Origin of the sequence: Streptomyces sp. SudanB5_2050, assembly GCF_964272335.1 — a bacterium.
Taxonomy (GTDB): Bacteria; Actinomycetota; Actinomycetes; order Streptomycetales; family Streptomycetaceae; genus Streptomyces; species Streptomyces rochei.
In genome coordinates, this window is sequence record NZ_OZ186760.1 from 4,252,999 (window position 1) to 4,277,764 (window position 24,766).

At 71.9% G+C, this 24,766-nt stretch carries 21 protein-coding genes and 1 pseudogene; 11 read left to right on the forward strand and 11 right to left on the reverse strand.

Annotated elements, in window-relative coordinates; genetic code table 11:
- Window positions 1–420 precede the first annotated feature (420 nt).
- Window positions 421–759, forward strand: a complete 339-nt coding sequence (gene wblA / locus ACFZP7_RS18955; RefSeq protein ID WP_019329806.1) for a transcriptional regulator WblA — start codon at window positions 421–423, stop codon at window positions 757–759.
- A 68-nt stretch (window positions 760–827) separates the two neighbouring features.
- On the opposite strand, the gene ACFZP7_RS18960 is transcribed toward wblA, so the two are convergent.
- Both ACFZP7_RS18960 and ACFZP7_RS18965 read right to left on the reverse strand, forming a co-directional pair.
- Complete coding sequence (locus ACFZP7_RS18960; RefSeq protein ID WP_046249372.1) at window positions 828–2,207, reverse strand: ArsA family ATPase; 1,380 nt, start codon at window positions 2,205–2,207, stop codon at window positions 828–830.
- A complete protein-coding gene (locus ACFZP7_RS18965; RefSeq protein ID WP_385634918.1) occupies window positions 2,204–3,181 on the reverse strand; it encodes an ArsA-related P-loop ATPase in 978 nt (325 codons plus the stop codon). The genes ACFZP7_RS18960 and ACFZP7_RS18965 overlap by 4 nt, the downstream gene beginning before the upstream one ends.
- A 150-nt stretch (window positions 3,182–3,331) precedes the next feature.
- On the opposite strand from ACFZP7_RS18965, the gene ACFZP7_RS18970 reads away from it, so the two are divergent.
- The 5 genes from ACFZP7_RS18970 to ACFZP7_RS18990 all read left to right on the forward strand — a co-directional run bounded on the left by ACFZP7_RS18970 (window position 3,332) and on the right by ACFZP7_RS18990 (window position 7,107).
- Window positions 3,332–3,493 carry a DUF4177 domain-containing protein gene (locus ACFZP7_RS18970; protein ID WP_003975360.1) on the forward strand — a complete coding sequence of 54 codons (162 nt, stop codon included), beginning with the start codon at window positions 3,332–3,334 and terminating at the stop codon, window positions 3,491–3,493.
- On the forward strand, window positions 3,490–3,957 hold the full coding sequence (locus tag ACFZP7_RS18975) for a RidA family protein (protein ID WP_019329809.1): 468 nt from the start codon (window positions 3,490–3,492) through the stop codon (window positions 3,955–3,957). The genes ACFZP7_RS18970 and ACFZP7_RS18975 overlap by 4 nt, the downstream gene beginning before the upstream one ends.
- Before the next feature lie 251 nt (window positions 3,958–4,208).
- Complete coding sequence (locus tag ACFZP7_RS18980) at window positions 4,209–5,222, forward strand: alpha/beta fold hydrolase (protein WP_385634920.1); 1,014 nt, start codon at window positions 4,209–4,211, stop codon at window positions 5,220–5,222.
- A gap of 59 nt (window positions 5,223–5,281) precedes the next feature.
- Window positions 5,282–6,250 carry an NUDIX hydrolase gene (locus ACFZP7_RS18985; protein WP_385634921.1) on the forward strand — a complete coding sequence of 323 codons (969 nt, stop codon included), beginning with the start codon at window positions 5,282–5,284 and terminating at the stop codon, window positions 6,248–6,250.
- Window positions 6,247–7,107: an MBL fold metallo-hydrolase gene (locus ACFZP7_RS18990; protein WP_210903954.1), complete on the forward strand. Its 861-nt coding sequence runs from the start codon at window positions 6,247–6,249 to the stop codon at window positions 7,105–7,107. Before ACFZP7_RS18985 ends, ACFZP7_RS18990 begins: the two co-directional genes overlap by 4 nt.
- Before the next feature lie 97 nt (window positions 7,108–7,204).
- Here the strand turns inward: ACFZP7_RS18990 and ACFZP7_RS18995 are convergent, their stop codons facing one another.
- Complete coding sequence (locus ACFZP7_RS18995) at window positions 7,205–7,879, reverse strand: Crp/Fnr family transcriptional regulator (RefSeq protein ID WP_019329813.1); 675 nt, start codon at window positions 7,877–7,879, stop codon at window positions 7,205–7,207.
- A 369-nt stretch (window positions 7,880–8,248) separates the two neighbouring features.
- On the opposite strand from ACFZP7_RS18995, the gene nth reads away from it, so the two are divergent.
- The 3 genes and pseudogenes from nth (at window position 8,249) to ACFZP7_RS19010 (ending at window position 11,178) form a co-directional block, all read left to right on the forward strand.
- Complete coding sequence (gene nth, locus ACFZP7_RS19000; protein ID WP_373303515.1) at window positions 8,249–9,172, forward strand: endonuclease III; 924 nt, start codon at window positions 8,249–8,251, stop codon at window positions 9,170–9,172.
- Between the two features lie 52 nt (window positions 9,173–9,224).
- Window positions 9,225–9,932 (forward strand): CoA pyrophosphatase, encoded by a 708-nt coding sequence (locus tag ACFZP7_RS19005; RefSeq protein WP_125537959.1) that lies wholly within the window; start codon window positions 9,225–9,227, stop codon window positions 9,930–9,932.
- Between the two features lie 47 nt (window positions 9,933–9,979).
- Window positions 9,980–11,178 (forward strand): annotated as a pseudogene (locus tag ACFZP7_RS19010) (MarP family serine protease).
- Window positions 11,179–11,235: 57 nt separating this feature from the next.
- Here the strand turns inward: ACFZP7_RS19010 and ACFZP7_RS19015 are convergent.
- The 6 genes from ACFZP7_RS19015 to ACFZP7_RS19040 all read right to left on the reverse strand — a co-directional run bounded on the left by ACFZP7_RS19015 (window position 11,236) and on the right by ACFZP7_RS19040 (window position 19,434).
- The gene (locus ACFZP7_RS19015) at window positions 11,236–11,427 is read right to left on the reverse strand and encodes a hypothetical protein (RefSeq protein WP_078495154.1); all 192 of its coding nucleotides are present in this window, start codon (window positions 11,425–11,427) and stop codon (window positions 11,236–11,238) included.
- A 127-nt stretch (window positions 11,428–11,554) separates the two neighbouring features.
- Window positions 11,555–12,523, reverse strand: coding sequence for an alpha/beta fold hydrolase (locus ACFZP7_RS19020; RefSeq protein WP_030972953.1), 969 nt, complete (start codon window positions 12,521–12,523; stop codon window positions 11,555–11,557).
- Entirely contained in the window at window positions 12,520–13,008 is a 489-nt protein-coding gene (locus tag ACFZP7_RS19025; protein WP_019329818.1) for a phage holin family protein, read from the reverse strand. Before ACFZP7_RS19025 ends, ACFZP7_RS19020 begins: the two co-directional genes overlap by 4 nt.
- A gap of 115 nt (window positions 13,009–13,123) precedes the next feature.
- The gene (gene nhaA, locus ACFZP7_RS19030; RefSeq protein ID WP_385634923.1) at window positions 13,124–14,548 is read right to left on the reverse strand and encodes a Na+/H+ antiporter NhaA; all 1,425 of its coding nucleotides are present in this window, start codon (window positions 14,546–14,548) and stop codon (window positions 13,124–13,126) included.
- A gap of 215 nt (window positions 14,549–14,763) precedes the next feature.
- Entirely contained in the window at window positions 14,764–16,719 is a 1,956-nt protein-coding gene (acs, locus tag ACFZP7_RS19035) for an acetate--CoA ligase (RefSeq protein WP_029394316.1), read from the reverse strand.
- A gap of 216 nt (window positions 16,720–16,935) precedes the next feature.
- A complete protein-coding gene (locus ACFZP7_RS19040) occupies window positions 16,936–19,434 on the reverse strand; it encodes a SulP family inorganic anion transporter (protein WP_385634925.1) in 2,499 nt (832 codons plus the stop codon).
- 326 nt (window positions 19,435–19,760) lie between these two features.
- On the opposite strand from ACFZP7_RS19040, the gene ACFZP7_RS19045 reads away from it, so the two are divergent.
- Complete coding sequence (locus ACFZP7_RS19045; protein ID WP_019329822.1) at window positions 19,761–21,050, forward strand: hypothetical protein; 1,290 nt, start codon at window positions 19,761–19,763, stop codon at window positions 21,048–21,050.
- A gap of 21 nt (window positions 21,051–21,071) precedes the next feature.
- Here ACFZP7_RS19045 and ACFZP7_RS19050 read toward each other — a convergent pair whose 3' ends face one another.
- The gene (locus ACFZP7_RS19050) at window positions 21,072–22,052 is read right to left on the reverse strand and encodes an ATP-binding protein (protein WP_031019065.1); all 981 of its coding nucleotides are present in this window, start codon (window positions 22,050–22,052) and stop codon (window positions 21,072–21,074) included.
- 111 nt (window positions 22,053–22,163) lie between these two features.
- Here ACFZP7_RS19050 and ACFZP7_RS19055 point away from each other — a divergent pair, with 111 nt between their 5' ends.
- Entirely contained in the window at window positions 22,164–22,988 is an 825-nt protein-coding gene (locus ACFZP7_RS19055; RefSeq protein WP_019329824.1) for a hypothetical protein, read from the forward strand.
- 396 nt (window positions 22,989–23,384) lie between these two features.
- Here the strand turns inward: ACFZP7_RS19055 and ACFZP7_RS19060 are convergent, their stop codons facing one another.
- Entirely contained in the window at window positions 23,385–24,251 is an 867-nt protein-coding gene (locus tag ACFZP7_RS19060; RefSeq protein ID WP_019329825.1) for an HAD family phosphatase, read from the reverse strand.
- Window positions 24,252–24,766: the final 515 nt, after the last annotated feature.

A 24,766-nucleotide genomic window follows, 5' to 3' on the forward strand; every position in this document is an offset into this window, starting at 1 on the left:
GCCTTGGCCTAAGCTGCACTCAACTGTCACAGCAGTGAGGCCACGTATCAATACGTCCGGCGACCCCGAATCGTTCCGGATCCGCTCGACTTTCTTCCGAGGGGCCCCGCTGGGGGGCGCGTTGGTGTGTACCGGCGTGCGTCACGGCGTGGGGGGTGCGTGTCCGAATCCGCCTCGTGTGTCAATCGGTGTCCGTTGTGACGCAGCAAGAATGACCCGTATGCCGGGATAATCACGCATGTCGCCAGCTCACTCCCCCGGGTGATCTGCCGCTTACCCATAGTCCGTTCGGGCCATTCAAGATTGGGCCCGAAGGGGGTGTTGCGCTGTGCCCACCTTCCGTAACGTCCTCAACTGGCGGCGGTGAATATGCCGCTGCCGCCGTGGGGGAGCCTCGATTCGGGAGAGGACGGCGCCGGTATGGGCTGGGTAACCGACTGGAGTGCGCAGGCCGCCTGCCGCACTACCGATCCGGACGAACTGTTCGTTCAAGGAGCAGCGCAGAACAGGGCCAAGGCGGTGTGCACCGGATGTCCGGTGCGGACCGAGTGCCTGGCCGACGCGCTCGACAACCGCGTGGAGTTCGGCGTGTGGGGAGGCATGACGGAGAGGGAGCGCCGCGCACTGCTGCGCCGGCGGCCCACCGTGACCTCCTGGCGCCGGCTCCTGGAGACGGCGCGGACGGAGTACGAGCGAGGGGCCGGCATCGTGCCCCTCGACGACGAAGAGGTCTACGAGAACTACGCGGCCGTGGGCTGAGCGGGGCAGGACGCCCCCTCGGCCGCGGGTGCCCAGGCCGGCTCAGGCCCTCGGCTCGGGCGCTCGGATCAGGCGCCCGGCTCGGGCAGCTCCGGACGGCCCGCCGCGAGACGGGCCCCGATGTCCCGTAGCCCCGCGAGGTCGTGCACGTCGCCGGGGAGCGCGGCCACTTCGGTGACCGCCACCTCGGGATGACGCGCGGTGAAGCGGTCCCGCGTGCGCTGCTCGCGGGCGAGCAGGTGCATGCGCTCCGCGTGCAGCCGCAGCAGACCCGCGGCGAGCCGGTCGGCGGACCGCTCCGGCGTGTCCTCCGCGGTGCCGGGAGCCTCGGTGCGCTGGGACGTCTCGGTGGGCCGGGAAGCCTCGGGTTCCTCGGGAGCGGACTCGGGAGAGCCTGAACTGTCTTGTGTGTCGGGGGAGTTACGAAGTCCAGCTTTCCCGTCGTCCTGATCCACAATGCGGGGATCCTCAAGATTTTCCGCGGCGGCGAGCGCCCGCTCGGCCGACAGCCGGTCGGCGCCGCTGCCGTGGACCCGGTTGAGCACCAGACCCGCGAGCGGCATGTCCTCGGCGGCCAGCCGCTCCACGAAGTACGCGGCCTCGCGCAGGGCGTCCCGCTCCGGGGCCGCGACCACCAGGAACGCCGTCCCGGGCGCCTGGAGCAGCTTGTACGTGGCGTCCGCGCGGGTGCGGAAGCCGCCGAACATCGAGTCCATCGCGGCCACGAAGGTCTGCACGTCCTTCAGGAACTGCCCGCCCAGCACCTTCCCCAGGACGCCGGTCATCATCGACATCCCGACGTTCAGGAACTTCATGCCGGCGCGCCCGCCGACCTTCGCCGGGGCCAGCAGGACGCGGATCAGCTTGCCGTCCAGGAAGGAACCGAGACGCTTGGGGGCGTCCAGGAAGTCCAGCGCCGAACGGGACGGCGGGGTGTCCACGACGATGAGGTCCCAGTCGTCCCGGGCCCGCAGCTGCCCCAGCTTCTCCATCGCCATGTACTCCTGCGTGCCCGCGAAGCCCGCCGAGAGCGACTGGTAGAAGGGGTTGCCCAGGATCGCCGCCGCCCGGTCGGGATCCGCGTGCGCCTCGACGATCTCGTCGAAGGTGCGCTTCATGTCGAGCATCATGGCGTGCAGCTCGCCGCCCGCCGAGTCGTCGACGCCCTTGACCCGGCGCGGGGTGTTGTCCAGCGAGTCGATGCCCATCGACTGGGCGAGCCGCCGGGCCGGGTCGATGGTGAGGACGACCACCTTGCGACCGCGCTCGGCCGCGCGCAGGCCCAGGGCCGCCGCCGTGGTCGTCTTGCCGACCCCGCCGGAGCCGCAGCACACCACGATGCGGGTCTTCGGATCCTCCAGCAGCGGGTCGACGTCGAGCACCCGCGCGGGGGACAGATGCCGCGCGCCCTCCTGGTGGCGCGCGGCCGGGTCCGGGCTCGGGCTCATGCGATCCCCTGCTTCCGCAGCTCGGTGGCCAGTTCGTACAGGCCCGCCAGGTCCATGCCCTCGGCGAGCAACGGCAGTTCGTGCAGCGGCAGGCCGAGATCGGTCAGGACGGCCCGCTGCTCCTCCTCCAGCGCGTACCGCTCGGCGTACTCCTCGGCCTGCGCCAGCAGCGGGTCCACCAGCCGCTCGGCGTGCCCGCCGCGCCGCGCCCCGCCGAGCCCGGCACCGGACAGGGAACGGGCCAGTGCCGCCCGCGGTGTGTCGCGTACGAGGTCCAGGTCGGCGGCGTCCAGCACCGCCGGCCGGACCATGTTGACGATGACCCGCCCCACCGGGAGCTGCGCCGCCCGCAGCTCGGCGATGCCGTCCGCGGTCTCCTGGACCGGCATCTCCTCCAGCAGCGTCACCAGGTGCACGGCGGTCTCCCGCGACTTCAGCACCCGCATCACCGCCTGCGCCTGATTGTGTATCGGGCCCACCTTCGCGAGCCCGGCCACCTCGTCGTTGACGTTGAGGAAGCGGGTGATGCGTCCGGTGGGCGGGGCGTCCATGACGACGTAGTCGTAGACGAAGCGTCCGCTCCTGTCCTTGCGCCGCACCGCCTCGCACGCCTTGCCGGTCAGCAGGACGTCCCGGACCCCGGGCGCGATGGTGGTCGCGAAGTCGATGGCGCCGAGCTTCTTCAGGGCCCGGCCGGCGCTGCCCAGCTTGTAGAACATCTGGAGGTAGTCCAGCAGGGCCAGTTCGGGGTCGATGGCGAGGGCGTACACCTCCCCGCCCCCGGGAGCGACGGCGATCTTCCGCTCCTCGTAAGGCAGCGCCTCCGTTTCGAAGAGCTGCGCGATGCCCTGGCGACCCTCGACCTCGACGAGAAGCGCGCGCTTCCCCTCGGTGGCCAGGGCCAGCGCGAGGGCCGCGGCCACCGTGGTCTTGCCGGTTCCGCCCTTGCCACTGACGACCTGGAGCCTGCTCACGTATTCGAGCGTAACCAGTCCGCGCGCCGAGTACGCCGGAGGCTGTGGACAACGTCGTACGGATCTCGTGCGGATCGACGTCCTCCGGGGCGCCGGCCGGCCGCCGCAGCGGTGCCGGAGGGCGGCCGGGCAACGGCTAGAGTCGGCCACATGACCAAGTGGGAATACGCAACCGTGCCGCTGCTCGTCCATGCCACGAAGCAGATTCTGGACACCTGGGGCGAGGACGGCTGGGAGCTCGTCCAGGTCGTGCCCGGGCCGAACAACCCCGAGCAGCTCGTGGCCTACCTGAAGCGGGAGAAGCAGGCGTGAGCGCCGTCGAGGCCAAGCTGGCCGAGCTGGGTCTGACGCTGCCCGAGGTGGTCCCGCCGCTGGCCGCCTACCAGCCGGCCGTGCGGTCCGGGCCGTACGTCTACACCTCCGGCCAGCTCCCGATGATCGACGGCAAGCTCGCGGTCACCGGCAAGGTGGGCGGCGAGGTCACGCCGGAGGAGGCCAAGGAGCTGGCCCGCACCTGCGCGCTGAACGCCCTGGCCGCCGTCAAGTCCGTCGCCGGCGACCTGGACCGCGTCGCGCGTGTCGTGAAGGTCGTCGGCTTCGTCGCCTCCGCGAGCGACTTCACCGGCCAGCCCGGCGTGATCAACGGCGCCAGCGAGCTGCTCGGCGAGGTCCTGGGCGACAAGGGCGTCCACGCCCGCAGCGCGGTCGGCGTGGCGGTCCTGCCGCTGGACGCGCCGGTCGAGGTCGAGGTCCAGGTCGAGCTGACCGAGGCGTAGGGCACCACCGCGTCGGTGATCGGTGGGCTGCCGGAGGCGCAGGGCGCAGGGCCCGGGGCTGCGGCTGCGGGCCGTCCCTCGGTACGGCGCACCGGCGCGGTCGTCGGCGCTTTGCCGGCCCGGCAACAAACCTCGCCTTCCCCGCGCGCGGCGCCGCAGGATCGGTGCCGGTGCCGGGCGGTGCCGGGACCGGCCCGACGCGGGTCCCGTCCCCGCCCGGCGCCGACCGACCGCACGCGCCAGGAGGAACCATGCCGCAGACGTCCGCGACCGACCGTCACCGTCCCGTCCACCGTCTGGTGCCGTCCCCGGCCGGCCGGATCCACCTGGTGGAACAGGGCAGCGGGCCGCTCGTCCTGCTCGTCCACGGCTTCCCGGAGTCCTGGTACTCCTGGCGCCGCCAGCTCCCCGCGCTCGCCGCCGCCGGATACCGCGCGGTCGCCGTCGACGTACGCGGCTACGGGCGTTCCTCCCGGCCGCAGGCGGTCGAGGCGTACCGGATGCTCGACCTGGTGGCGGACAACGTCGCCGTGGTCGAGGCCCTGGGGGAGCGGTCCGCGGTGGTCGTCGGCCACGACTGGGGCGCGACCGTCGCCGCGCACTCCGCGCTGCTGCGGCCCGACGTGTTCCGCGCGGTGGGCCTGCTCAGCGTGCCGTACACCCCGCCGGGCGGTCCGCGGCCGAGCGAGGTCTTCGCCGGGATGAGCGACCCCGCCGGGCCGTTCGCCGGGCAGGAGTTCTACGTCTCCTACTTCCAGGAGCCCGGCCGGGCCGAGGCGGAGATCGAGCCGGACGTACGCGGCTGGCTCGCCGGTTTCTACTCCGCCCTGTCCGCCGACACGATGCCCGGCCCCGAGGCGCCCGACCCGCACTTCGTCGCCCCCGGCGGCACGCTGCGCGACCGGTTCCCGGCCCACGGGCGGCTGCCCTCCTGGCTGAGCGAGGAGGAGCTGGACGTGTACGCGGGGGAGTTCGAGCGCACCGGTCTGACCGGCGCCCTCAACCGCTACCGCAACATGGACCGCGACTGGGCCGACCTGGCCGCTCACCGGGGCGCCCCGATCACCCAGCCGTCCCTCTTCCTGGGCGGCGGCATGGACGCCTCCACCACCTGGCTCTCCGACGCGATCGAGGCGTACCCCGACACCCTCCCCGGCCTGTCCGCCTCGCACCTCCTCGACGGCTGCGGCCACTGGCTCCAGCAGGAGCGGCCCGAGGAGACGAACCGGCTGCTCACCGAGTGGCTGGTCGGCCTTCCCGGCTGACGCCCGCCCCGCCCCGGGGACCACTCGAACATCCGCCCGTCACCGGATAGCCTCCGCCCATGGCGAACGGTCAGGCGAACGAGCAGGCGAACGGCCAGTGGTATCCACCGGAGTGGCCGGACCGCATCCGCGCGCTGGCGGCCGGCACCCTCACGCCGGTCGCCCCCAAGCGCGCGGCCACGGTGATGCTCCTGAAGGACACCGCCACCGGTCCGGCCGTCCACATGCTGCGCCGCCGCACCTCCATGGCGTTCGCCGGGGGCGCGTACGCCTATCCGGGCGGCGGTGTCGACCCGCGCGACGACGACCGTGACATCGGCTGGGCGGGCCCCGCGCGCGCGTGGTGGGCGGACCGGCTCGGCGTCGACGAGGCGGGCGCCCAGGCGATCGTCTGCGCGGCCGTGCGGGAGACCTTCGAGGAGGCCGGCGTGCTGCTGGCCGGCCCGACCGGCGACTCGGTGGTCGGCGACACGACCGGCGCCGACTGGGAGGCGGACCGGGCCGCCCTGGTCGCCCGTGAGCTGTCCTTCGCGGAATTCCTGGACCGCCGGGGCCTCGTCCTGCGCTCCGACCTGCTGGGCGCCTGGGCCCGGTGGATCACCCCGGAGTTCGAGTCCCGCCGCTACGACACGTGGTTCTTCGTGGCCGCCCTGCCCGAGGGCCAGCGCACCCGCAACGCCTCCACGGAGGCCGACCGCACCGTCTGGATCACCCCGGCCGACGCGGCGGCCGGGTACGACCGGGGCGAGCTGCTGATGATGCCGCCGACCATCGCGACCCTGCGCGGCCTGGCGGAGTGCGCCACGGCGGCCGGGGCGCTCGCCTCGGCCCCGGGCCGCGACATGACGCCGGTCCTGGCGCGGGCGCGGCTGGACGGCGAGGAGATTGTGCTCTCCTGGCCGGGGCACGACGAGTTCACCAAGCACGTCCCGCACACCGCCTCGAACGCGACACCGAGCACAGCGCCGCACACGGCACCGGTGTCGCCGGCGACACCCTCCGACCCGACCCCGGGAGCCCCCGCATGACGGACGCAGCAGCACTGCCGGGCCGGCCGAGGGGCGGTGTCCTGTCGGGGCCCGCCACCGCGCGCGCGGTGAACGTCCTGGCGCCCAACGCCTCCGCGATGACCCTGGACGGCACGAACACCTGGATCCTCGCCGAGCCCGACTCCGACCTGGCCGTGGTGGTGGACCCGGGCCCGTTGGACGAGACCCACCTCCGGCGCGTGATCGACACGGCCGAGCGGGCGGGCAAGCGCGTCGCCCTGACCCTGCTGACGCACGGTCACCCGGACCACGCGGAGGGCGCCGCGCGCTTCGCCGAGCTGACGCGGACGAACGTGCGGGCCCTGGACCCGGCGCTGCGGCTGGGCGACGAGGGTCTGGGCGCCGGTGACGTGGTCGGGGTGGGCGGCCTGGAACTGAGGGTCGTACCGACCCCCGGGCACACGGCCGACTCCCTGTGCTTCCACATCCCTGCCGACCGGGCGGTCCTGACCGGCGACACCGTACTGGGGCGCGGCACGACGGTGGTGGCCCATCCCGACGGGCGGCTCGGCGACTACCTGGACTCCCTGCGCAGGCTCAGGTCGCTCACGACCGACGACGGGGTCCACACGGTGCTTCCGGGGCACGGGCCGGTCCTGGACGACGCGCAGGGCGCCGTCGAGTTCTACCTCGCCCATCGCGCCCACCGCCTCGCCCAGGTCGAGACGGCGGTGGAGGACGGCTGTCGGACGCCCGAGGAGGTCGTCGCCCACGTGTACGCGGACGTCGACCGCTCACTGTGGCCCGCGGCGGAGCTGTCGGTGCGGGCGCAGCTGGACTACCTGGGCGAGCACGGCATCGTCCAGCTGCCCGAGCAGGGACAGCTGCCCGAGTAGGGACGGCTGCCCGAGTAGGGACGGCTGCCCGAGTAGGGACGGTCGCCCGAGTGGGGACGGCTGGACGGCTGCCCGCGCAGGGGCCGGGTGCTCGCGCTCAGCGGGAGCGCTTGGCGAGCCGCTCCACGTCCAGGAGGATCACCGCACGGGCCTCCAGGCGGAGCCAGCCGCGCTGGGCGAAGTCCGCCAGCGCCTTGTTGACCGTCTCGCGGGACGCGCCGACCAGCTGGGCCAGCTCCTCCTGCGTGAGGTCGTGCACGACGTGGATGCCCTCCTCGGACTGCACGCCGAAGCGGCGCGAGAGGTCCAGCAGGGCGCGGGCGACACGGCCGGGGACGTCCGAGAAGACCAGGTCCGACATGGCGTCGTTGGTCTTGCGCAGGCGGCGCGCGACGGCGCGCAGCAGGGCGGTGGCCACCTCGGGCCGGACGTTCAGCCAGGGCTGGAGGTCACCGTGGCCGAGGGCGAGCAACTTGACCTCGGTCAGCGCGGTGGCGGTCGCGGTGCGCGGGCCCGGGTCGAAGAGCGACAGCTCGCCGATCAGCTCGCTGGGGCCGACCACGGCCAGCATGTTCTCGCGGCCGTCGGGGGACGTGCGGTGGAGCTTGACCTTGCCTTCCGTGACCACGTAGAGGCGGTCTCCGGGGTCGCCCTCGTGGAACAGCGAGTCGCCCCGGGCGAGGGTCACCTCACTCATGGAGGCGCGGAGCTCCGCGGATTGCTCGTCGTCGAGCGCCGCGAAGAGCGGGTTGCGCCGCAGAACGTCGTCCACGAGTTCTCTCCTTGTCGACCGGCTCAGAGGATCTTGTTCCCCCGGTGTACCAGGGGTCCGTGGTGCCCATTTTGCCGGACAGTCCAAACAGTGTGATCTGTCACAAGGATGCCGCACTGGTGTCCCGGGGTACGCGGCAGGGGTCCAATTGGGCGCCGATCTTCGGGGTCCGGGGCGGATGTCGGTGCCGGGTCGTAGGCTGGCCGGGTGTCCAAATCGCCGGTGAGAGCACAGGCCGAGGGGGCTGCGCGGGTGGGTGTACGTCGCGATTCCGCTGTGGGCGAACAGGGCCCCGATGGCGGTAGGAAAACGGCGAAAGCGACAAAAGGGGCGGCACCTGCCAAGAGGGTGACCGCGAAGAAGGGTGCCGTGAAGAAGTCCGCCGAGAAGAGCGTGAAGAAGCAGGCGGCCGTCAAGAAGCAGGCGCCCGCCAAGAAGCCCGCCGTGGTCCCCGGGAAGGCCGCCGCCGCCGTCAAGGGCGTCGGCCCGGCGAAGACGGTCGCCGCGAAGCCGGTGCGCGAGGAGTCCCGCACCGCGCTGGTCCGCCGCGCCCGGCGCATCAACCGCGAGCTGGCCGAGGTCTACCCGTACGCCCACCCGGAGCTGGACTTCGAGAACCCGTTCCAGCTGGTGGTGGCCACCGTGCTCTCCGCCCAGACCACCGACCTGCGCGTCAACCAGACGACGCCCGCGCTCTTCGCGAAGTACCCGACCCCCGAGGACCTGGCCGCGGCCGTCCCCGAGGAGGTCGAGGAGATCCTGCGCCCCACCGGCTTCTTCCGGGCCAAGACCAAGTCGGTCATAGGGCTGTCCAAGGCGCTGGTGGAGGACTTCGGCGGTGAGGTCCCCGGCCGCCTGGAAGACCTCGTCAAGCTGCCCGGGGTGGGCCGCAAGACCGCCTTCGTCGTGCTGGGCAACGCCTTCGGCCGCCCCGGCATCACCGTGGACACGCACTTCCAGCGCCTGGTGCGCCGCTGGCAGTGGACCGCGGAGACCGACCCGGACAAGATCGAGGCCGCCGTCGGCGCGCTCTTCCCCAAGAGCGACTGGACCGACCTCTCCCACCACGTGATCTGGCACGGCCGCCGGATCTGCCACGCCCGCAAGCCCGCCTGCGGCGCCTGCCCCATCGCCCCGCTCTGCCCGGCGTACGGCGAGGGCGAGACGGACCCCGAGAAGGCGAAGAAGCTCCTGAAGTACGAGAAGGGCGGCTTCCCGGGCCAGCGGCTGAATCCGCCGCGGGCCTACCTGGACGCCGGCGGGAAGCCGGCGCCGCCGCTGGGGGCCGGATGACGGAACGATCCCGGGGGCGCAGGGCGTTGGAAACGGCAGGACGGGGGTGGCGATGACGAGGGCGAGCGACACGCAGGGAGACACGCGCGGCGCGCTGCTGAGCACGGAGGGCCTGCCCGACTGGCTGGACCCGGTGGTGCGGGCCGTCGCGACGGTGCGGCCCACCCAGCTGAGCCGTTTCCTGCCCCCGGCGGACGGCGCCGGACGCCAGTCCGCCGTGCTGATCCTGTTCGGGGAGGGCGAGGCCGGGCGGGGCCCGGAGCTGCTGCTGATGGAGCGGGCCGGCACCCTGCGCTCGCACGCCGGGCAGCCCGCCTTCCCCGGCGGAGCCCTCGATCCGGAGGACGGCGACCCGCAGGGCGAGGGGCCGCTGCGGGCCGCGCTGCGCGAGGCCGAGGAGGAGACCGGCCTCGACCCGTCGGGCGTGCAGCTCTTCGGCGTCCTGCCCAAGCTCTACATCCCGGTCAGCGGGTTCGTCGTCACCCCGGTCCTCGCCTGGTGGCGCGAGCCCACCCCCGTGGGCGTGGTCGATCCCAACGAGACGGCGCGGGTCTTCACCGTCCCCGTGGCCGATCTCACGGACCCCGCCAACCGGGTCACCACCCTCCACCCCAGCGGCCACAAAGGCCCGGCATTCCTGGTCGAATCGGCGCTCGTATGGGGCTTCACGGCCGGCATCATCGACCGGTTGCTGCACTTCGCGGGCTGGGAGCGGCCCTGGGACAGGGACAAGCAGGTCCCGCTGGACTGGCGGTCATGACAGGGTGACCGGTGTGAGCGTAGGACGACGAGGCGGGGCCTGAATCGGTGAACGTGCTGGACATCCTCTTGCTGCTGGCCGCCGTCTGGTTCGCGATCGTCGGCTTCCGCCAGGCTTCGTCGTCGGCATCCTGTCCGTGATCGGCTTCCTCGGCGGCGGTCTCGTCGCCGTCTATCTGCTGCCGGTGATCTGGGACGCCCTGACGGACAACGCGGAGGTGAGCACGACCGCCGCCGTCGTCGCGGTCGTCGTCGTCATCGTCTGCGCCTCCGTCGGCCAGGCCCTGACCACGCACCTGGGCAACAAGCTGCGCCGCTACATCACCTGGTCCCCGGCCCGCGCCCTGGACGCCACCGGCGGCGCGCTGGTCAACGTGGTGGCGATGCTGCTGGTCGCCTGGCTGATCGGCTCCGCCCTCGCCCAGACGACCATGCCGACCATAGGCAAGGAGGTCCGGCAGTCCCAGGTGCTGCTGGGCGTGCAGGAGGTGCTGCCGAGGAAGGCCGACACCTGGTTCGACGACTTCACCTCCGTCCTCGCGCGCAACGGCTTCCCGCAGGTCTTCAGCCCGTTCGCCAACGAGCCGATCACCGAGGTCCAGCCGCCCGACCCGGCGCTGGTGAACAGCCCGGTCGCCACCCGCGCCAAGCGCTCCATCGTCAAGGTCATGGGCACCGCCCCGGACTGCGGCAAGGTCCTGGAGGGCACCGGCTTCGTCTTCGCCGAGCGCCGCGTCATGACCAACGCCCATGTGGTGGGCGGCGTCGACGAGCCGACGGTGCAGATCGGCGGCGAGGGCAGGAAGTACGACGCCACGGTCGTCCTCTACGACTGGCGGCGCGACATCGCCGTACTGGACGTGCCGGAACTGGAGGCGCCCGCGCTGCGGTTCAGCGAGGACGACGCGGCCCGCGACGACGACGCGATCGTGGCCGGCTTCCCGGAGAACGGGGCGTACGACGTCCGCGCCGCGCGCGTGCGGGGGCGCATCACGGCCAACGGCCCGGACATCTACCACCGCGACACCGTCGGCCGCGACGTGTACTCGCTGTACGCGACCGTCCGTCAGGGCAACTCCGGCGGACCGCTCCTGACGCCGGAGGGCGAGGTCTACGGGGTGGTCTTCGCCAAGTCCCTGGACGACGCCCAGACCGGTTACGCGCTCACCGCGGACGAGATCCGGGAGGACATCGCCGAGGGCCGCACCGCCGCCCAGCAGGTGGACAGCGACAGCTGCGCGCTCTAGGCCCTGTCGTGGAAGGGCCCGTGCGGAGGTCGTGGGTGTCGCGCTCCTCGGGCGGGGTCAGCCCTCGCCGCGTGGATGGCGCAGGCGTACGGAGACCCAGCGGGCCCGGCGGCGCAGGATGTGCGGAATGCCCACCCGGAGGTCGGCCGCCGCGAGTTGCGGGGTGCCTCCTCGCCGGTGGGTGCTGCTCACGCCGCTCGTGGAGCGGCCGTCGCGTGCTACGTCACTGTAGTCGTGCGTCCAGCCCATACCCCGACGTGTGCCCCCGCCCCAAGGTCGATAACCGTTCCGAGGGCGTCCAATTGGCCTATGCGCCGGGCAAGTGGCCGTTCATATGACAAGTGTTCGGGTTCGGATACCGGGCGCGCTCACTCGGTCACCGGTCGGGTTCGGGGTCTTTCAGCCAATTGATCAGTTCGGTGGAAAAAGTGACCGGGTCCTCTTCGTGCGGGAAGTGTCCCAGCCCGTCGAACAGCCGCCAGCGGTAGGGCGCTTCGACGTACTGCCCGGAACCGGCCGCGCTCCGGGTGCGCAGCACCGGGTCCAGCGAGCCGTGCAGGTGCAGCGTCGGCACCCGCACCGGCCGTTTCATGCGGCGGTAGAACTGGATGCCGTCCGGACGGGCGAGCGAGCGCACCAGCCAGCGGTACGGCTCGACGGAGCAGTGCGCCGTGGAGGGGATGCACATGGCACGGCGGTAGGCCGTCACCGCCTCCTCGTCGAGCTGCCGGGGGCCGGACCAGTCGTCGAGCAGCCGGCCGACCAGCGCGCCGTCGTCGGCCGTCAGTTGGCGCTCCGGGATCCAGGGGCGCTGGAAGCCCCAGATGTAGGAGCCCGCCCTGCTCTGGCGGACGTCCCCGAGCATGGCCGAGCGCCAGCGCCTCGGGTGCGGCATCGAGGAGACCGCGAGCCGGCGTACGAGCTTGGGCCGCATCGCGGCGGCCGTCCAGGCCAGGTAGCCGCCGAGGTCGTGGCCGACCAGCGCGGCGTCCGGCTCGCCGAGCGAGCGGATCACTCCGGTGACGTCGAGGGCGAGACCGGCCGGGTCGTAGCCGCGCGGGGTGCGGTCGCTGCCGCCGACACCGCGCAGGTCCATGGCGACGGCGCGGAAACCGGCGTCCGCGAGCGCCGTCAGCTGGTGCCGCCAGGTCCACCAGAACTGCGGGAAGCCGTGCAGCAGCAGCACCAGCGGCCCGTCGCCCAGCTCCGCGATGTGGAAGCGGGCGCCGTTGGCCGCGACGTCCCGGTGGGTCACCTCGCGTCCGCCGGGGATGCCGAGGCGTACGACCGAGGCGGGGTTCTGCGCCGACGGGGGTTGCCCCATCGGGGTGGCGGGATCCGTCATGAGGACGAGCGTGCCACAGCCTCGATGGCTTCGGGGGACCGGTCCGCGGGCAGCTCGGGACGCGGGTGCGGCTTGGCGTTCTGCAGCACGCCCGCCGACTGCTTCACCGAGGCGGCGACCTTCTGCGGGCCCTTGCCCTTCTTGGCCTTCTTGGCGAAGACGACGCCGATCAGCGCGAGCACGCCCGCGACCAGGACGTTCGCCGCGAAGGACAGCAGGAAGCAGACGGCCATGTTCCAGCCGCTCCAGGTCCGGATGCCGTAGGCGAGCGCGAAGCTCAGCATCGGCAGCGAGAACACCAGCAGCAGGCCCGCCAGCGAGAACGCGCCGCCGCTCGTCGCCCCGCGCTTGACGTCCTGCCTCAGCTGCGCCTTGGCCAGGGCGATCTCGTCGTGCACGAGCGCCGACAATTCGGTGGTCGCCGAGGCGAACAGCTGGCCGATGCTGCGTTCGGTGCCGACCGGGCTGCCGTCGGGTGCGCTCATCGCGTCTCTCCCTCTTCTGCTGGCTGATCTGCGTACGGTTCCGTGGCTGTCGGGTGCCCGCCTGTCTGCTGCGGGACGACGGCGTACGGTCCGTCTTTTGTACCGTCTCGTCAGATCATGCCGGACCGTCGCCCTCGTCGCCTGCCCCGCCCGGCACTTCGGCAAGCCACGCCGCCTCCATCTCCTCGGCGATCCGGCGGTGCTCGGCGGCCTTCTTCTCGTAGATCGCGGCCACCCGCAGGTGGTACGCGGGGTCGTCCTCCTCGTAGACGTCCGGTACGCCGCTGAGGTCCTCGTCGCGCTCCTCGGCCTCGGTCAGCTTGCGGTACTTGGCGTTCCGGATCTTCAGCAGCACGGTGGCCAGCAGCGCCGCGACGACCGAGCCGGTCAGGACGGCGGCCTTGACCTCGTCGGTCATCGCGGCGTCACCCTCGAAGGCCAGCTCCCCGATGAGCAGCGACACGGTGAAGCCGATGCCGGCCAGCGTCGCCACCGCGAACACGTCGGCCCACTCCAGGTCGTCGCTGAGCGAGGCCCGGGTGAAGCGCGCGGTCAGCCAGGTGCCGCCGAAGATGCCGAACGTCTTGCCGACGACGAGCCCGAGGACCACGCCCAGGGTCTCCGGCTTGGTGAACACGTCGGCCAGCGCCCCGCCGGAGATCGACACACCCGCGCTGAACAGCGCGAACAGGGGCACGGCCAGGCCCGCCGACAAGGGGCGGACGAGGTGTTCGATGTGCTGGCCCGGGGAGTGCTCCTCACCCTCACGGGTGTGGCAGCGCAGCATCAGGCCCATCGCGACACCGGCGATGGTGGCGTGGACGCCGCTGTTGTACATCAGCCCCCAGATCACGAGGCCGAGCGGGACGTACACGTACCAGCCGCGCACCCCCTGGCGCAGCAGCAGCCAGAAGACGACGAGGCCGACGACGGCGCCGCCGAGCGCGGCGAAGTTCAGGCTGTCGGTGAAGAAGACCGCGATGATCAGGATCGCGAAGAGGTCGTCGACGACGGCGAGCGTCAGCAGGAAGGCGCGCAGGGCGCTCGGCAGGGAGGTGCCGATGACGGCGAGCACGGCGAGCGCGAAGGCGATGTCGGTGGCGGTGGGTACCGCCCAGCCGGCCAGGGAACCGCCGCCGGCGGTGTTGGTGACCGTGTACACGAGCGCCGGTACGGCCATGCCGCACAGGGCCGCCACGACCGGGAGCGCGGCGGCCTTGGGGTCCTTCAGGTCCCCGGCGACCAGTTCGCGCTTCAGCTCGATGCCGGCGACGAAGAAGAAGATCGCGAGCAGGCCGTCGGCGGCCCAGTGCGCGACCGACAGGTTCAGTCCGAGGGCCTCGGGGCCGAAGTGGAAGTGGCTGACGCTCTCGTAGCTGTCGCCGAACGCCGGTATGTTCGCCCACGCCAGTGCGGCGATCGCGGCGAGGAGCAGCAGCACGCCGCCGACGGTCTCGGTGCGCAGCGCTTCGGCGACGTAGTTCCGCTCGGGGAGCGAGAGCCGTCCGAAGACTTTGCGGGGGGTGCGGGGCGCGGTCACGAGGGGAGTCCTCCGGTGGATGGGCAGCACGGAACGCTTGCCGACCAGACTTCCCGGCACACCATGAGGATCTTGTTGACTCTTTTACGCTTTCCTTAGCCTACCTAAACTGCCGTGGTGCTGCCGAGTGACCTTCGTGACGGTACGTAACTGGCGGTAGCGCACGAAAAGGGCACCCGGCGGGTCTCGCACCGGGTGCCCTTCGTGTGGGCGTCTCAGTCCTCGCTGGGTGCCGCGGGGAGCTTGGACTGGATGAGGTCCATGACCGTGGAGTCCGCCAGCGTCGTGACGTCGCCGACCTGCCGGTTCTCCGCCACGTCGCGCAGCAGGCGGCGCATGATCTTGCCGGAGCGGGTCTTGGGCAGCTCGGCCACCGGCAGGATCCGCTTGGGCTTGGCGATCGGGCCGAGCGTGGCACCGACGTGGTTGCGCAGCTCGGTGACGAGGTCCTCGGACTCCGCCGCCGCACCGCGCAGGATCACGAAGGCCACGATGGCCTGCCCGGTCGTCTCGTCCGCCGCGCCGACCACGGCCGCCTCGGCGACCGACGGGTGCGAGACGAGGGCCGACTCGACCTCGGTGGTGGAGATGTTGTGGCCGGAGACCAGCATCACGTCGTCGACGCGGCCCAGCAGCCAGATGTCGCCGTCCTGGTCCTTCTTGGCGCCGTCGCCGGCGAAGTACTTGCCCTCGAAACGCGACCAGTACGTGTCGATGAAGCGCTGGTCGTCGCCCCAGATGGTGCGCAGCATCGACGGCCACGGCTCGGTGAGGACCAGGTAGCCGCCCCCGCCGTCGGGCACCTCGTTGGCCTCGTCGTCCACCACGGTGGCGGAGATGCCGGGCAGCGGGCGCTGGGCGGAGCCCGGCTTGGCGTGGGTGACGCCCGGCAGCGGCGTGATCATCATCGCGCCGGTCTCGGTCTGCCACCAGGTGTCGACGACCGGGGTGGCGTCCGCGCCGATGTTCTTGCGGTACCAGATCCACGCCTCGGGGTTGATCGGCTCGCCGACCGACCCGAGGACCCGCAGCGAGGACAGGTCGAACTTGGCGGGGATGTCGTCGCCCCACTTCATGAACGTCCGGATCGCGGTGGGCGCGGTGTAGAGGATGGAGACCTTGTACTTCTGCACGATCTCCCAGAAGCGGCCCTGGTGCGGGGTGTCCGGGGTGCCCTCGTACATGACCTGCGTCGCGCCGTTGGCGAGCGGGCCGTAGACGATGTAGGAGTGGCCGGTGACCCAGCCGACGTCGGCGGTGCACCAGTAGACGTCGGTCTCCGGCTTGAGGTCGAAGACGGCCCAGTGCGTGTAGGCGGTCTGCGTGAGGTAGCCGCCGGAGGTGTGCAGGATGCCCTTGGGCTTGCCCGTCGTGCCGGACGTGTACAGGATGAACAGCGGGTGCTCGGCGTCGAACGCCTCCGGCGTGTGCTCGGCGGACTGCCGGTCGACGGTCTCGTGCCACCACTTGTCGCGGGAGTCGTCCCAGGCCACCTCCTGGCCGGTGCGGCGGACGACGAGGACGTGCTCCACGGTGCCGGCGCGCTCGACCGCCTCGTCGACGGCGGGCTTGAGGGCGGACGGCTTGCCGCGCCGGTAGCCGCCGTCGGAGGTGATGACGACCTTGGCGTCGGCGTCCTGGATGCGGGTCGCGAGCGCGTCGGAGGAGAAGCCGCCGAAGACCACCGAGTGGGCCGCGCCGATCCGGGCGCAGGCCAGCATCGCGATCGCCGTCTCCGGGATCATCGGCATGTAGACGGCGACCCGGTCGCCCTTCTGCACGCCCAGCTCCAGCAGGGCGTTGGCGGCCTTGGAGACCTCGTCCTTGAGCTGGGCGTAGGTGAGGGAGCGGCTGTCGCCGGGCTCGCCCTCGAAGTGGATGGCGACGCGGTCGCCGTTGCCGGCCTCCACATGGCGGTCGACGCAGTTGTAGGCGACGTTGAGCTTGCCGTCCTTGAACCACTTGGCGAACGGGGGGTTCGACCAGTCGAGGGTCTCGGTCGGCTCCTCGGCCCAGGTCAGCCGGCGGGCCTGCTCGGCCCAGAAGCCGAGCCGGTCGGCCTTGGCCCTTTCGTACGCCTCCGCCGTGACGTTGGCGTTCGCGGCCAGGTCGGCGGGGGGCGCGAACCTGCGCTCTTCCTTGAGCAGGTTGGCCAAGGATTCGTTGCTCACGACATCTCCCATTCTCAGGGTTGTCCGTTGTGTCCCAGGCCACAGCTCATCAGACCCGGGGGGGCGATGACAAGGGTCGACGGGCAACTGGTTTAGACCTATGTGGCGGTCAGCCGTCCTGGTGGCCAGTGGTCATCAGTACCCACGGACGCCGACGGCGCGGGGTTCAGCGTCTGTAACGACGCTCACATCCCCGCGCCTCGGCCCCTGTGCCGCTCAGGCGGTCAGGTCGGTCTCCAGGACCAGCTCGAACACGCCGTCCCCGGCGTCGCCCGTGTCGGGGGAGAGCAGGTACGCCTGGGCCTCGCCCACGTGGAAGTACATGCCGTGCAGCTCCAGGTCCCCGGCCCGCAGGGCGCGGGCGACCGCGTCGTGGGCGCGCAGGTGCTCCAGTTGCTGGACCACGTTGGCCAGGCAGAGCCGCTCGGCGGCGTCGGCGGGCGGGCGTCCGGCCAGCAGGGGCCGGCCCCCGGCGTCGGCGGACGGGTCCGCCGGGTCACGGAGCAGGCGTTCCAGGCTCGGCAGCCCGTGCCGCAGCCACCGCTTCAGTGGCGTCTGGGCGCCGCCGGGCTCGGCGCTGAGCAGCGCCTGCATGGCACCGCACCCGGAGTGCCCGCACACGGTGATGGACCGCACCTTCAGCACGTCCACGGCGTACTCGATGGCGGCGGCCACCGAGTCGTCGCCGCTCTCCTCGCCGGGCAGCGGGACGAGGTTGCCCACGTTGCGCACGACGAAGAGGTCGCCGGGGCCGCTGGAGGTGATCATCGAGGTGACCACGCGCGAGTCGGCGCAGGTGAGGAAGAGCTGGGAGGGCTGTTGCCCCTCACGGGCCAGCCGGGCCAGCTCGCCGCGGACCAAGGGGGCGGTGTTGCGCTGGAAGGCGCTGATGCCGCGCGCCAGTTCCCGTCCGCTGGGTCCGCCGGGGGTGCCCATGGCACCCGTGCCGGTCGCCTTGCCGAAGCGGCCCGGTCCGCCGGGTCCGCCCGGCCCCTCCGGTCCGCCCGGTGTGCCCGGATCGCCGGGCCCGGTCGCCGTGGCCGCGTCCGCACCGGGCCCGTCCCGCCGGTCGCCGGCGGGCGGGGGCGTCGGCTGCGCGGGCTCGCACTGGTGGTTGCGCCAGGGGGTCCAGGGACGGCAGCGGCAGCCCTCCGTGTCGGCCGGCTCGGAGATACGGGTGCCGGGGCGGCGCCCGGTGACGTCGACCCGGCCCCCTTGTGTGGTGTGGGTCTTCTGCCAGTCCTGCAGCGTCTCGTACGCCGCGTGGTCCATGAACGACCCGTCCAGCTCCACGACGGTGTCCGCACCCGGGGGCACCTGGTGCAGGACCCGGCTGAGGCGCGGCACCGCGAGGAAGGTCAACTGGCCCCTCACGTGGACGTGGTGGACCCCTCCCGTCTCCTCGTGGGTGATCCGGGTGCGGGTCAGGCGGTGCAGGGCGACACCGACGGCCACGGCGATGCCCAGCGCGACGCCCTCCAGGACGCCGAAGAACACCACGCCGCCGGTGGTGACGGCGTAGACGAGCACCTCGCGGTGGCGGGTCACCGTGCGGATGTGGTTCAGCGAGACCATCTTCAGGCCGACGGCCATGACCAGGGCGGCGAGCGAGGCGAGCGGGATCAGCTCCAGGGCCGGGACCAGCAGCAGGGTGGCGACCAGCACGAGAAGGCCGTGCAGCATCGTGGAGTTCCGGCTGACGGCACCGGCGGACACGTTGGCGGTGCTGCGCACGGCCACACCGGCGATGGGCAGTCCGCCGAGGGCGCCGGAGACGATGTTGCCCGCGCCCTGGCCGAGCAGTTCCCGGTCGAGGTCGGACCGCTTGACCCGGCCGGTCAGGCCCGGCCGGGCGGAGACCAGCTTGTCCACGGCGACCGCGCCGAGCAGCGACTGCACGCTGCACACCAGCGTGGTGGTGAGTACGGCGGCGACGAGGCCGAGCACCGGCCCGTCGGGCAGCGCCGCCAGGGCGTGGCTGCTCCAGGAGGGCAGGTCCACTTTGGGCAGGCGCAGTCCGGCGAGGGCCGCGACCGCGGTGGCCCCGGCGACGGCGATGAGGGCGGCGGGGAGCTTGCCCAGCACGCGACCGACCCGGCCGGGGACACGCGGCCAGAGCAGCAGCAGGGTCAGGGTCAGCACGCTCGCGGCCACGTCGGCCGGGCGCAGGTTCGCCAACTGGGCCGGCAACGCCAGCAGGTTGTCCGGCACGGAGCTCTGCGGGGTGCCGCCGAGGACGATGTGCAGCTGGGCGACGGCGATGGTGACGCCGATGCCGGCGAGCATGCCGTGCACGATGGCGGGGCTGACGGCGAGCGCGGAGCGGGCCACGCGCAGGCAGCCGAGGCCCAGTTGGGCGATCCCGGCGAGCACGGTGATGGCGCAGGTCGTGCGCCAGCCGTACTGCTGGATGAGGTCGGCGGTGACCACGGTGAGGCCGGCGGCGGGTCCGCTCACCTGGAGGGGGCAGCCGCCGAGCCGTCCGACGACGATGCCGCCCACCGCGGCGGCGACGAGGCCGGCCTGGAGGGGGGCGCCGGTGGCGAGGGCGATGCCCAGGGAGAGGGGCAGGGCGATCAGGAAGACCGCGATCGAGGCGGATACGTCGGCGCCCGCGAGGCGGAAGCGCCGGGGTCCGCCGGGCGGCGGACTGTGGGGTGGGTGGATGTGCTCGGTCCGGGCCGAATCGGCGTGGGCGGGGACGCAGGCTGACATTTCCCGTCTCCTACAGCGGCGGGACCCGAGCACCCGGCGGGCGCTCGGTACGTACGAGATGAGCGCTGGTGAACGCTCTCGCGGTCGCGCTCAGTAAACGGATCGTAATTCAGAGTAAAGACGAGGCATAGACTTTTCGCGCAAATGGAGTAATGCACTGCTCAAGTGGGTGAATCAATGAATTTCATCGGCTTGTCGTACTAATTCCCTCTCGCGTACGTGCCACCTTGACGGCGCTGACGTCGACACCCCCGGCGCAGCACCCGATGCACCCGACATCGCCCTCGTCGGCGTTGGCCCGAGAGAAGGAAGAAGGTGGGCGGAACATGGCCGCCACCCGCAGGATCGCCACGCGCACCGTGGTCGCGGCCGCGCTCTGCGCCGCGTCGCTCGCCGGTTGCGCGCTCGGCAGTGGTACCGGTTCCGGTGACGGGCCCCAGGGCTCGAAGGAGAAGGAGAAGGGGAAGGCGGCGCCGGCCCCCAGGAACGCGGTCCGGCTGATCGGCGACGGCTCCACCGCCTACACCGGGGCCCAGCCGCACCTGCCCCGGCCCGAGCGCCTCAAGCCCGGTCAGAAGCCCCCGCAGTTCGTGGTGTTCTCCTGGGACGGGGCGGGCGAGGACAGCCAGAAGCTGTTCTCCCACTTCCGTGAGGTGGCCAAGGAGAACAACGCCACGATGACGTACTTCCTGAGCGGCGTGTACATGCTGCCCGAGGAGAAGCGGGACCTGTACCGGCCGCCGCAGCACTCACCGGGCCGCTCCGACATCGGCTTCAACGACGAGCAGGGCATCGCCGATACCGTCGAGCAGCTGCGGCTGGCCTGGCAGGAGGGCAACGAGATCGGCACCCACTTCAACGGGCACTTCTGCGGCCCCGGCGGCGGGGTCGGCGAGTGGTCCGTCGAGGAGTGGAAGAACGAGATCCGGCAGGCCAAGCAGTTCGTGAAGACCTGGAAGTCCAACACCGGGTCGAAGAACGCGGCGCCGCTGCCCTTCGACTACGACAAGGAGCTGATCGGCGCCCGCACCCCCTGCCTCGAAGGGCAGGAGAACTTCGTCAAGGCCGCCACTGACATGGGCTTCCGCTACGACAGCAGCGGCGTGAACAACCAGGTCTGGCCGAAGAAGAAGGAGGGCGGCCTGTGGGACCTGTCGATGCAGCTCGTCCCCTTCCCGGGGCACACCTTCGAACAGCTCACCATGGACTACAACTTCATGGTCAACCAGTCGGGCACCACCACCCAGGGCGACCCGGCCAAGCACGAGTTCTGGGGCGACCAGATGCGCGACGGCCTGCTCCAGGGCTTCCAGCGCGCCTACGACGGCAACCGGGCGCCGCTGATCATCGGCAACCACTTCGAGTCCTGGAACGGCGGCACCTACATGCGCGCGGTCGAGGAGGTCATCGAGACGGTGTGCACCAAGGAGGAGGTGCGCTGCGTCTCCTTCCGGCAGCTGGTGGACTGGCTGGACGCCCAGGACCCGAAGGTCCTGAAGAAGCTGCGCACCCTGGGCGTCGGTGAGGCGCCGAAGAAGGGCTGGGCCTCCCTCCTGTCGGCCGACCCCGCACCGGCGCCGAAGGGAGTGCCCGGGGCCCCGGCCGCCAAGGGGTAGCGTCCGGCGCGGACGCCGGCCTCACGCCGGGGCGGCGACCGTCTCGCCGAGCACGAATCCGGGGTCGACCTGCGCCGCCAGGTCGGCCCCGGTGCGCTCGTTGCCCCAGCTGCGGGCGTTCTTGAGGTGGAAGTGGACCATCTGGCGCGTGTAGCGCGCCCAGTCCCGTGCCCCGTACGCGGCGTCGGCGGCCGCCGTCAGGGTGCGCAGCGCCTCGCGGTTGGCCTCCTCCAGAAGCTCGAACCGGGGCGGGCGGCCCTTCTCCATGGCGCGCACCCAGTCCGAGTGGCCGACGGTCGTCAGGAGGTCGTCCCCCACTTCGTCGCGGAGGAAGTCGAGGTCGTCCGGCCCCTGCACCTTGTTCCCGACGACCTTCAGGGTGACGCCGAAGTCGCGGGCGTACTCCTTGTACTGCCGGTAGACCGACACCCCCTTCCGGGTCGGCTCGGCGACGAGGAAGGTGACGTCGAAGCGGGTGAACATGCCGGAGGCGAACGAGTCCGAGCCCGCGGTCATGTCGACCACGACGTACTCGTCGCGTCCGTCGACCAGGTGGTTCAGGCACAGCTCCACCGCTCCCGTCTTGGAGTGGTAGCAGGCGACGCCGAGGTCGTCCTCCGTGAAGCGCCCGGTGACCATCAGGCGGACGGCACCCGGGTCGAGCCGCACCGGCCGGGCGCAGGCGTCGTAGACCGGGTTGTCCTCGCGTACCCGCAGCAGGCGCGAACCCTCGCCGGGCGGGGTCGTCTTGATCATTTCCGCGGCGGAGGCGATGCGCGGATTGGTCCCGCGCAGGTGGTCCTTGATCAGGGGCAGGTGCTCGCCCATCGCGGGCAGCCCCGCCGCCTCCGCCTCGTCGAGGCCCAGCGCGGCCCCCAGGTGCTGGTTGATGTCGGCGTCGATGGCGACGACGGGCGCCCCGGTGGCGGCGAGGTGGCGGACGAACAGGGAGGACAGGGTGGTCTTGCCGCTGCCGCCCTTCCCGACGAAAGCAATTTTCATGTTCACGAAGCGTAGTGGGGCGCTGCCTGTGCGTGGCGCGCGAGTCCTCGGGCGCGTGAAGAAGACCACTCATTCGTGGGGCGCGGCGCCGGGGTGCGTAGGGTCGTACTCATGAGTACGACAGGCGCGACCGCCGATCCGCTCGCGGCCCTGGGCGAACTGCCCGGCGTGGCCGAGTCCGTGGAGTCCGTACGCAAGGCCGTGGACCGCGTCTACGGCCACCGGATCATGCGGCGCCGCAGCAACGAGATCACCTCCGAGGCCGCACTGCGCGGCGCGCGGGGCTCGGCGGCGCTGTCCGGGGCGGACTGGGCCCTGGAGGAGGTGCGCAGGCGGACCGACTTCAGCGGCGACGACGAGGCGCGCGTGGTGGGCGCGGCGCTGCGGCTGACCGCCGAGGCCGGTCAGCTGCTGTCCATCTGGCGGCAGTCCCCGCTGCGGGTGCTGGCCCGGCTGCACCTGGTGGCGGCGGCGGACAAGGCCGACCAGGTGGGGCGGCCCCGCCAGGCGGGTGAGCGGGTGGACGAGCCGCTCGTCGAGCTGCCCCTGCCCGGCGCCGAGGAGGCGCACGGCCGGCTGGACGGCCTGGCCGGTCTGGTCATGGCGGGCGGTTCCGCGCCGGCGCTGGTGACGGCGGCCGTCGTGCACGGCGAGCTGCTGGCGCTGCGGCCCTTCACCTCGCACAACGGCCTGGTCGCGCGGGCGGCCGAACGCATCGTGCTGGTCGGCAGCGGCCTCGACCCGAAGTCGGTCTGCGCCGCCGAGGTCGGCCACGCGGAGCTGGGCCGGGCGGCCTATCTCGCGGCCCTCGACGGGTACGTGTCCGGCACCCCGGAGGGGATGGCCGCGTGGATCGCCCACTGCGGGCGCGCGGTCGAGCTGGGCGCACGCGAGTCGACGGCGGTGTGCGAGGCACTGCAGCGCGGGGCGGCGTGACGCTACGGGCGCCCGCCCGTGGGACAAAGAGATGCGGCGGTACGGGAATCCGTACCGCCGCTGGCATGACCACCGGGTTACCAAGCGTCCTCGATATGTTGCCCATCAGGTCGGGTACTTTGCCCGTCACCTGGTGCGGCTGGCCCGTAATCGACGGGTCGACGTCGCGTGGGTGCCCGATGTTCATGCTTCGGTCCGTGGGGCCAAATGCGTTTTAAGGTGATCCTTTCGGATGTCCTTGGTCTCGCGGGCCGTTGACTCCTTTGTACTCCTGGGTCGCAACAAGCGGAAGTGCGCACCGCACTTCTTTACTTTCACGCTCATACGCCCATAAAAGGGCGCGGCGGGCCGATGACGGGGCGCCGACGCGTCGCGGTGTCCGGGGACGCGCCGGGGTCAGGCCGCGGCCGTGGCCGAGGAGCGGCGGCGGCTCGCGAACCAGACGAGCCCCGCGGTGGCCGCCGCGGCTCCCAGGGCGGCGGCGGCGACGAGCGCCGGCCGCGGCGGCACGGAGATTCCCCTGATCCGCTGCTTCAGCCGTACCGGACGGTGGAAATCGAGGATCGGCCACTCGCGGGCGAGGGCCTCTCGGCGCAGGGCCCGGTCCGGGTTGACCGCGTGGGGGTGGCCGACGGACTCGAGCATGGGCAGGTCCGTCGCCGAGTCGCTGTAGGCGTAGCAGCGGCTCAGGTCGTACCCCTCGGACTCGGCCAGCTCCCGGACGGCCTCCGCCTTGGTGGGGCCGTAGGCGTAGTACTCCACCTCCCCGGTGAAGCGGCCGTCCTCGCCCACGACCATGCGCGTGGCCACCACCCGGTCCGCGCCGAGCAACTCGCCGATGGGCTCGACGACCTCGGCGCCCGACGTGGAGACGATCACGACGTCACGGCCGGCGGTGTGGTGCTCCTCGATCAGCGAGGCGGCCTCGTCGTAGATGATCGGGTCGATCAGGTCGTGCAGTGTCTCGGCGACGAGTTCCTTGACCAACTGGACGTCCCAGCCGCGGCACAGGGCGGAGAGGTACTTGCGCATCCGCTCCATCTGGTCGTGGTCGGCTCCGCCCGCGAGGAAGACGAACTGGGCATATGCCGTACGCAGGACGGCCCTGCGGTTGATCAGTCCGCCTTGGTAGAACGACTTGCTGAAGGTGAGCGTGCTCGACTTCGCGATGACCGTCTTGTCCAGGTCGAAGAAGGCCGCCGTGCGGGGCCGGGAGTGCGCCTTGGAGTGGGGCGAGGAGTGGTTTTCCACGCCCCCGAGCATAGGCGCAGCCCATTCGGCGTAAGGTGGGGCGCGTGGGTTTGCCTGAGAAGGCTCTCGGGTACACCATGGAAGTCACGGATCGTTCGCGACCGTGCTAACCCGGTCCGACTCCTCCCCCCCCGAGTCGGCCGTGGAGACGACCCCCGCTCTCCCCCCCGGCGGGGGTCGTCGCATGTCCGGACGGGTTTTCCGCTCTCCGGCCGCCCTGTGGACCGTTCAGCGGTGAGGTCGGCCGCCCTTGATGTCATGTTCATGACTAGTGACATAGGGTAATCGTCGGGCTGCTCTCCGGGTGTCGCGCGCGGGGCGGATCGGGGGTGTCCGGGAACGGTGCGGGGCTCACCGGTTCGGGTGACGGCGATATTCACAGCCGTCGGGTTGTCCACAGTTTTGGACCAAGATCCACACGATTTCCCGGAACGCCGCACCGTGATTCCCAGACGTCCGGGCCGCGCCGAGTTCCGACGCCGGTTCCCTTTGCCGGACGCGTAGGGCCGGCCGGTCCTCGGACGGCC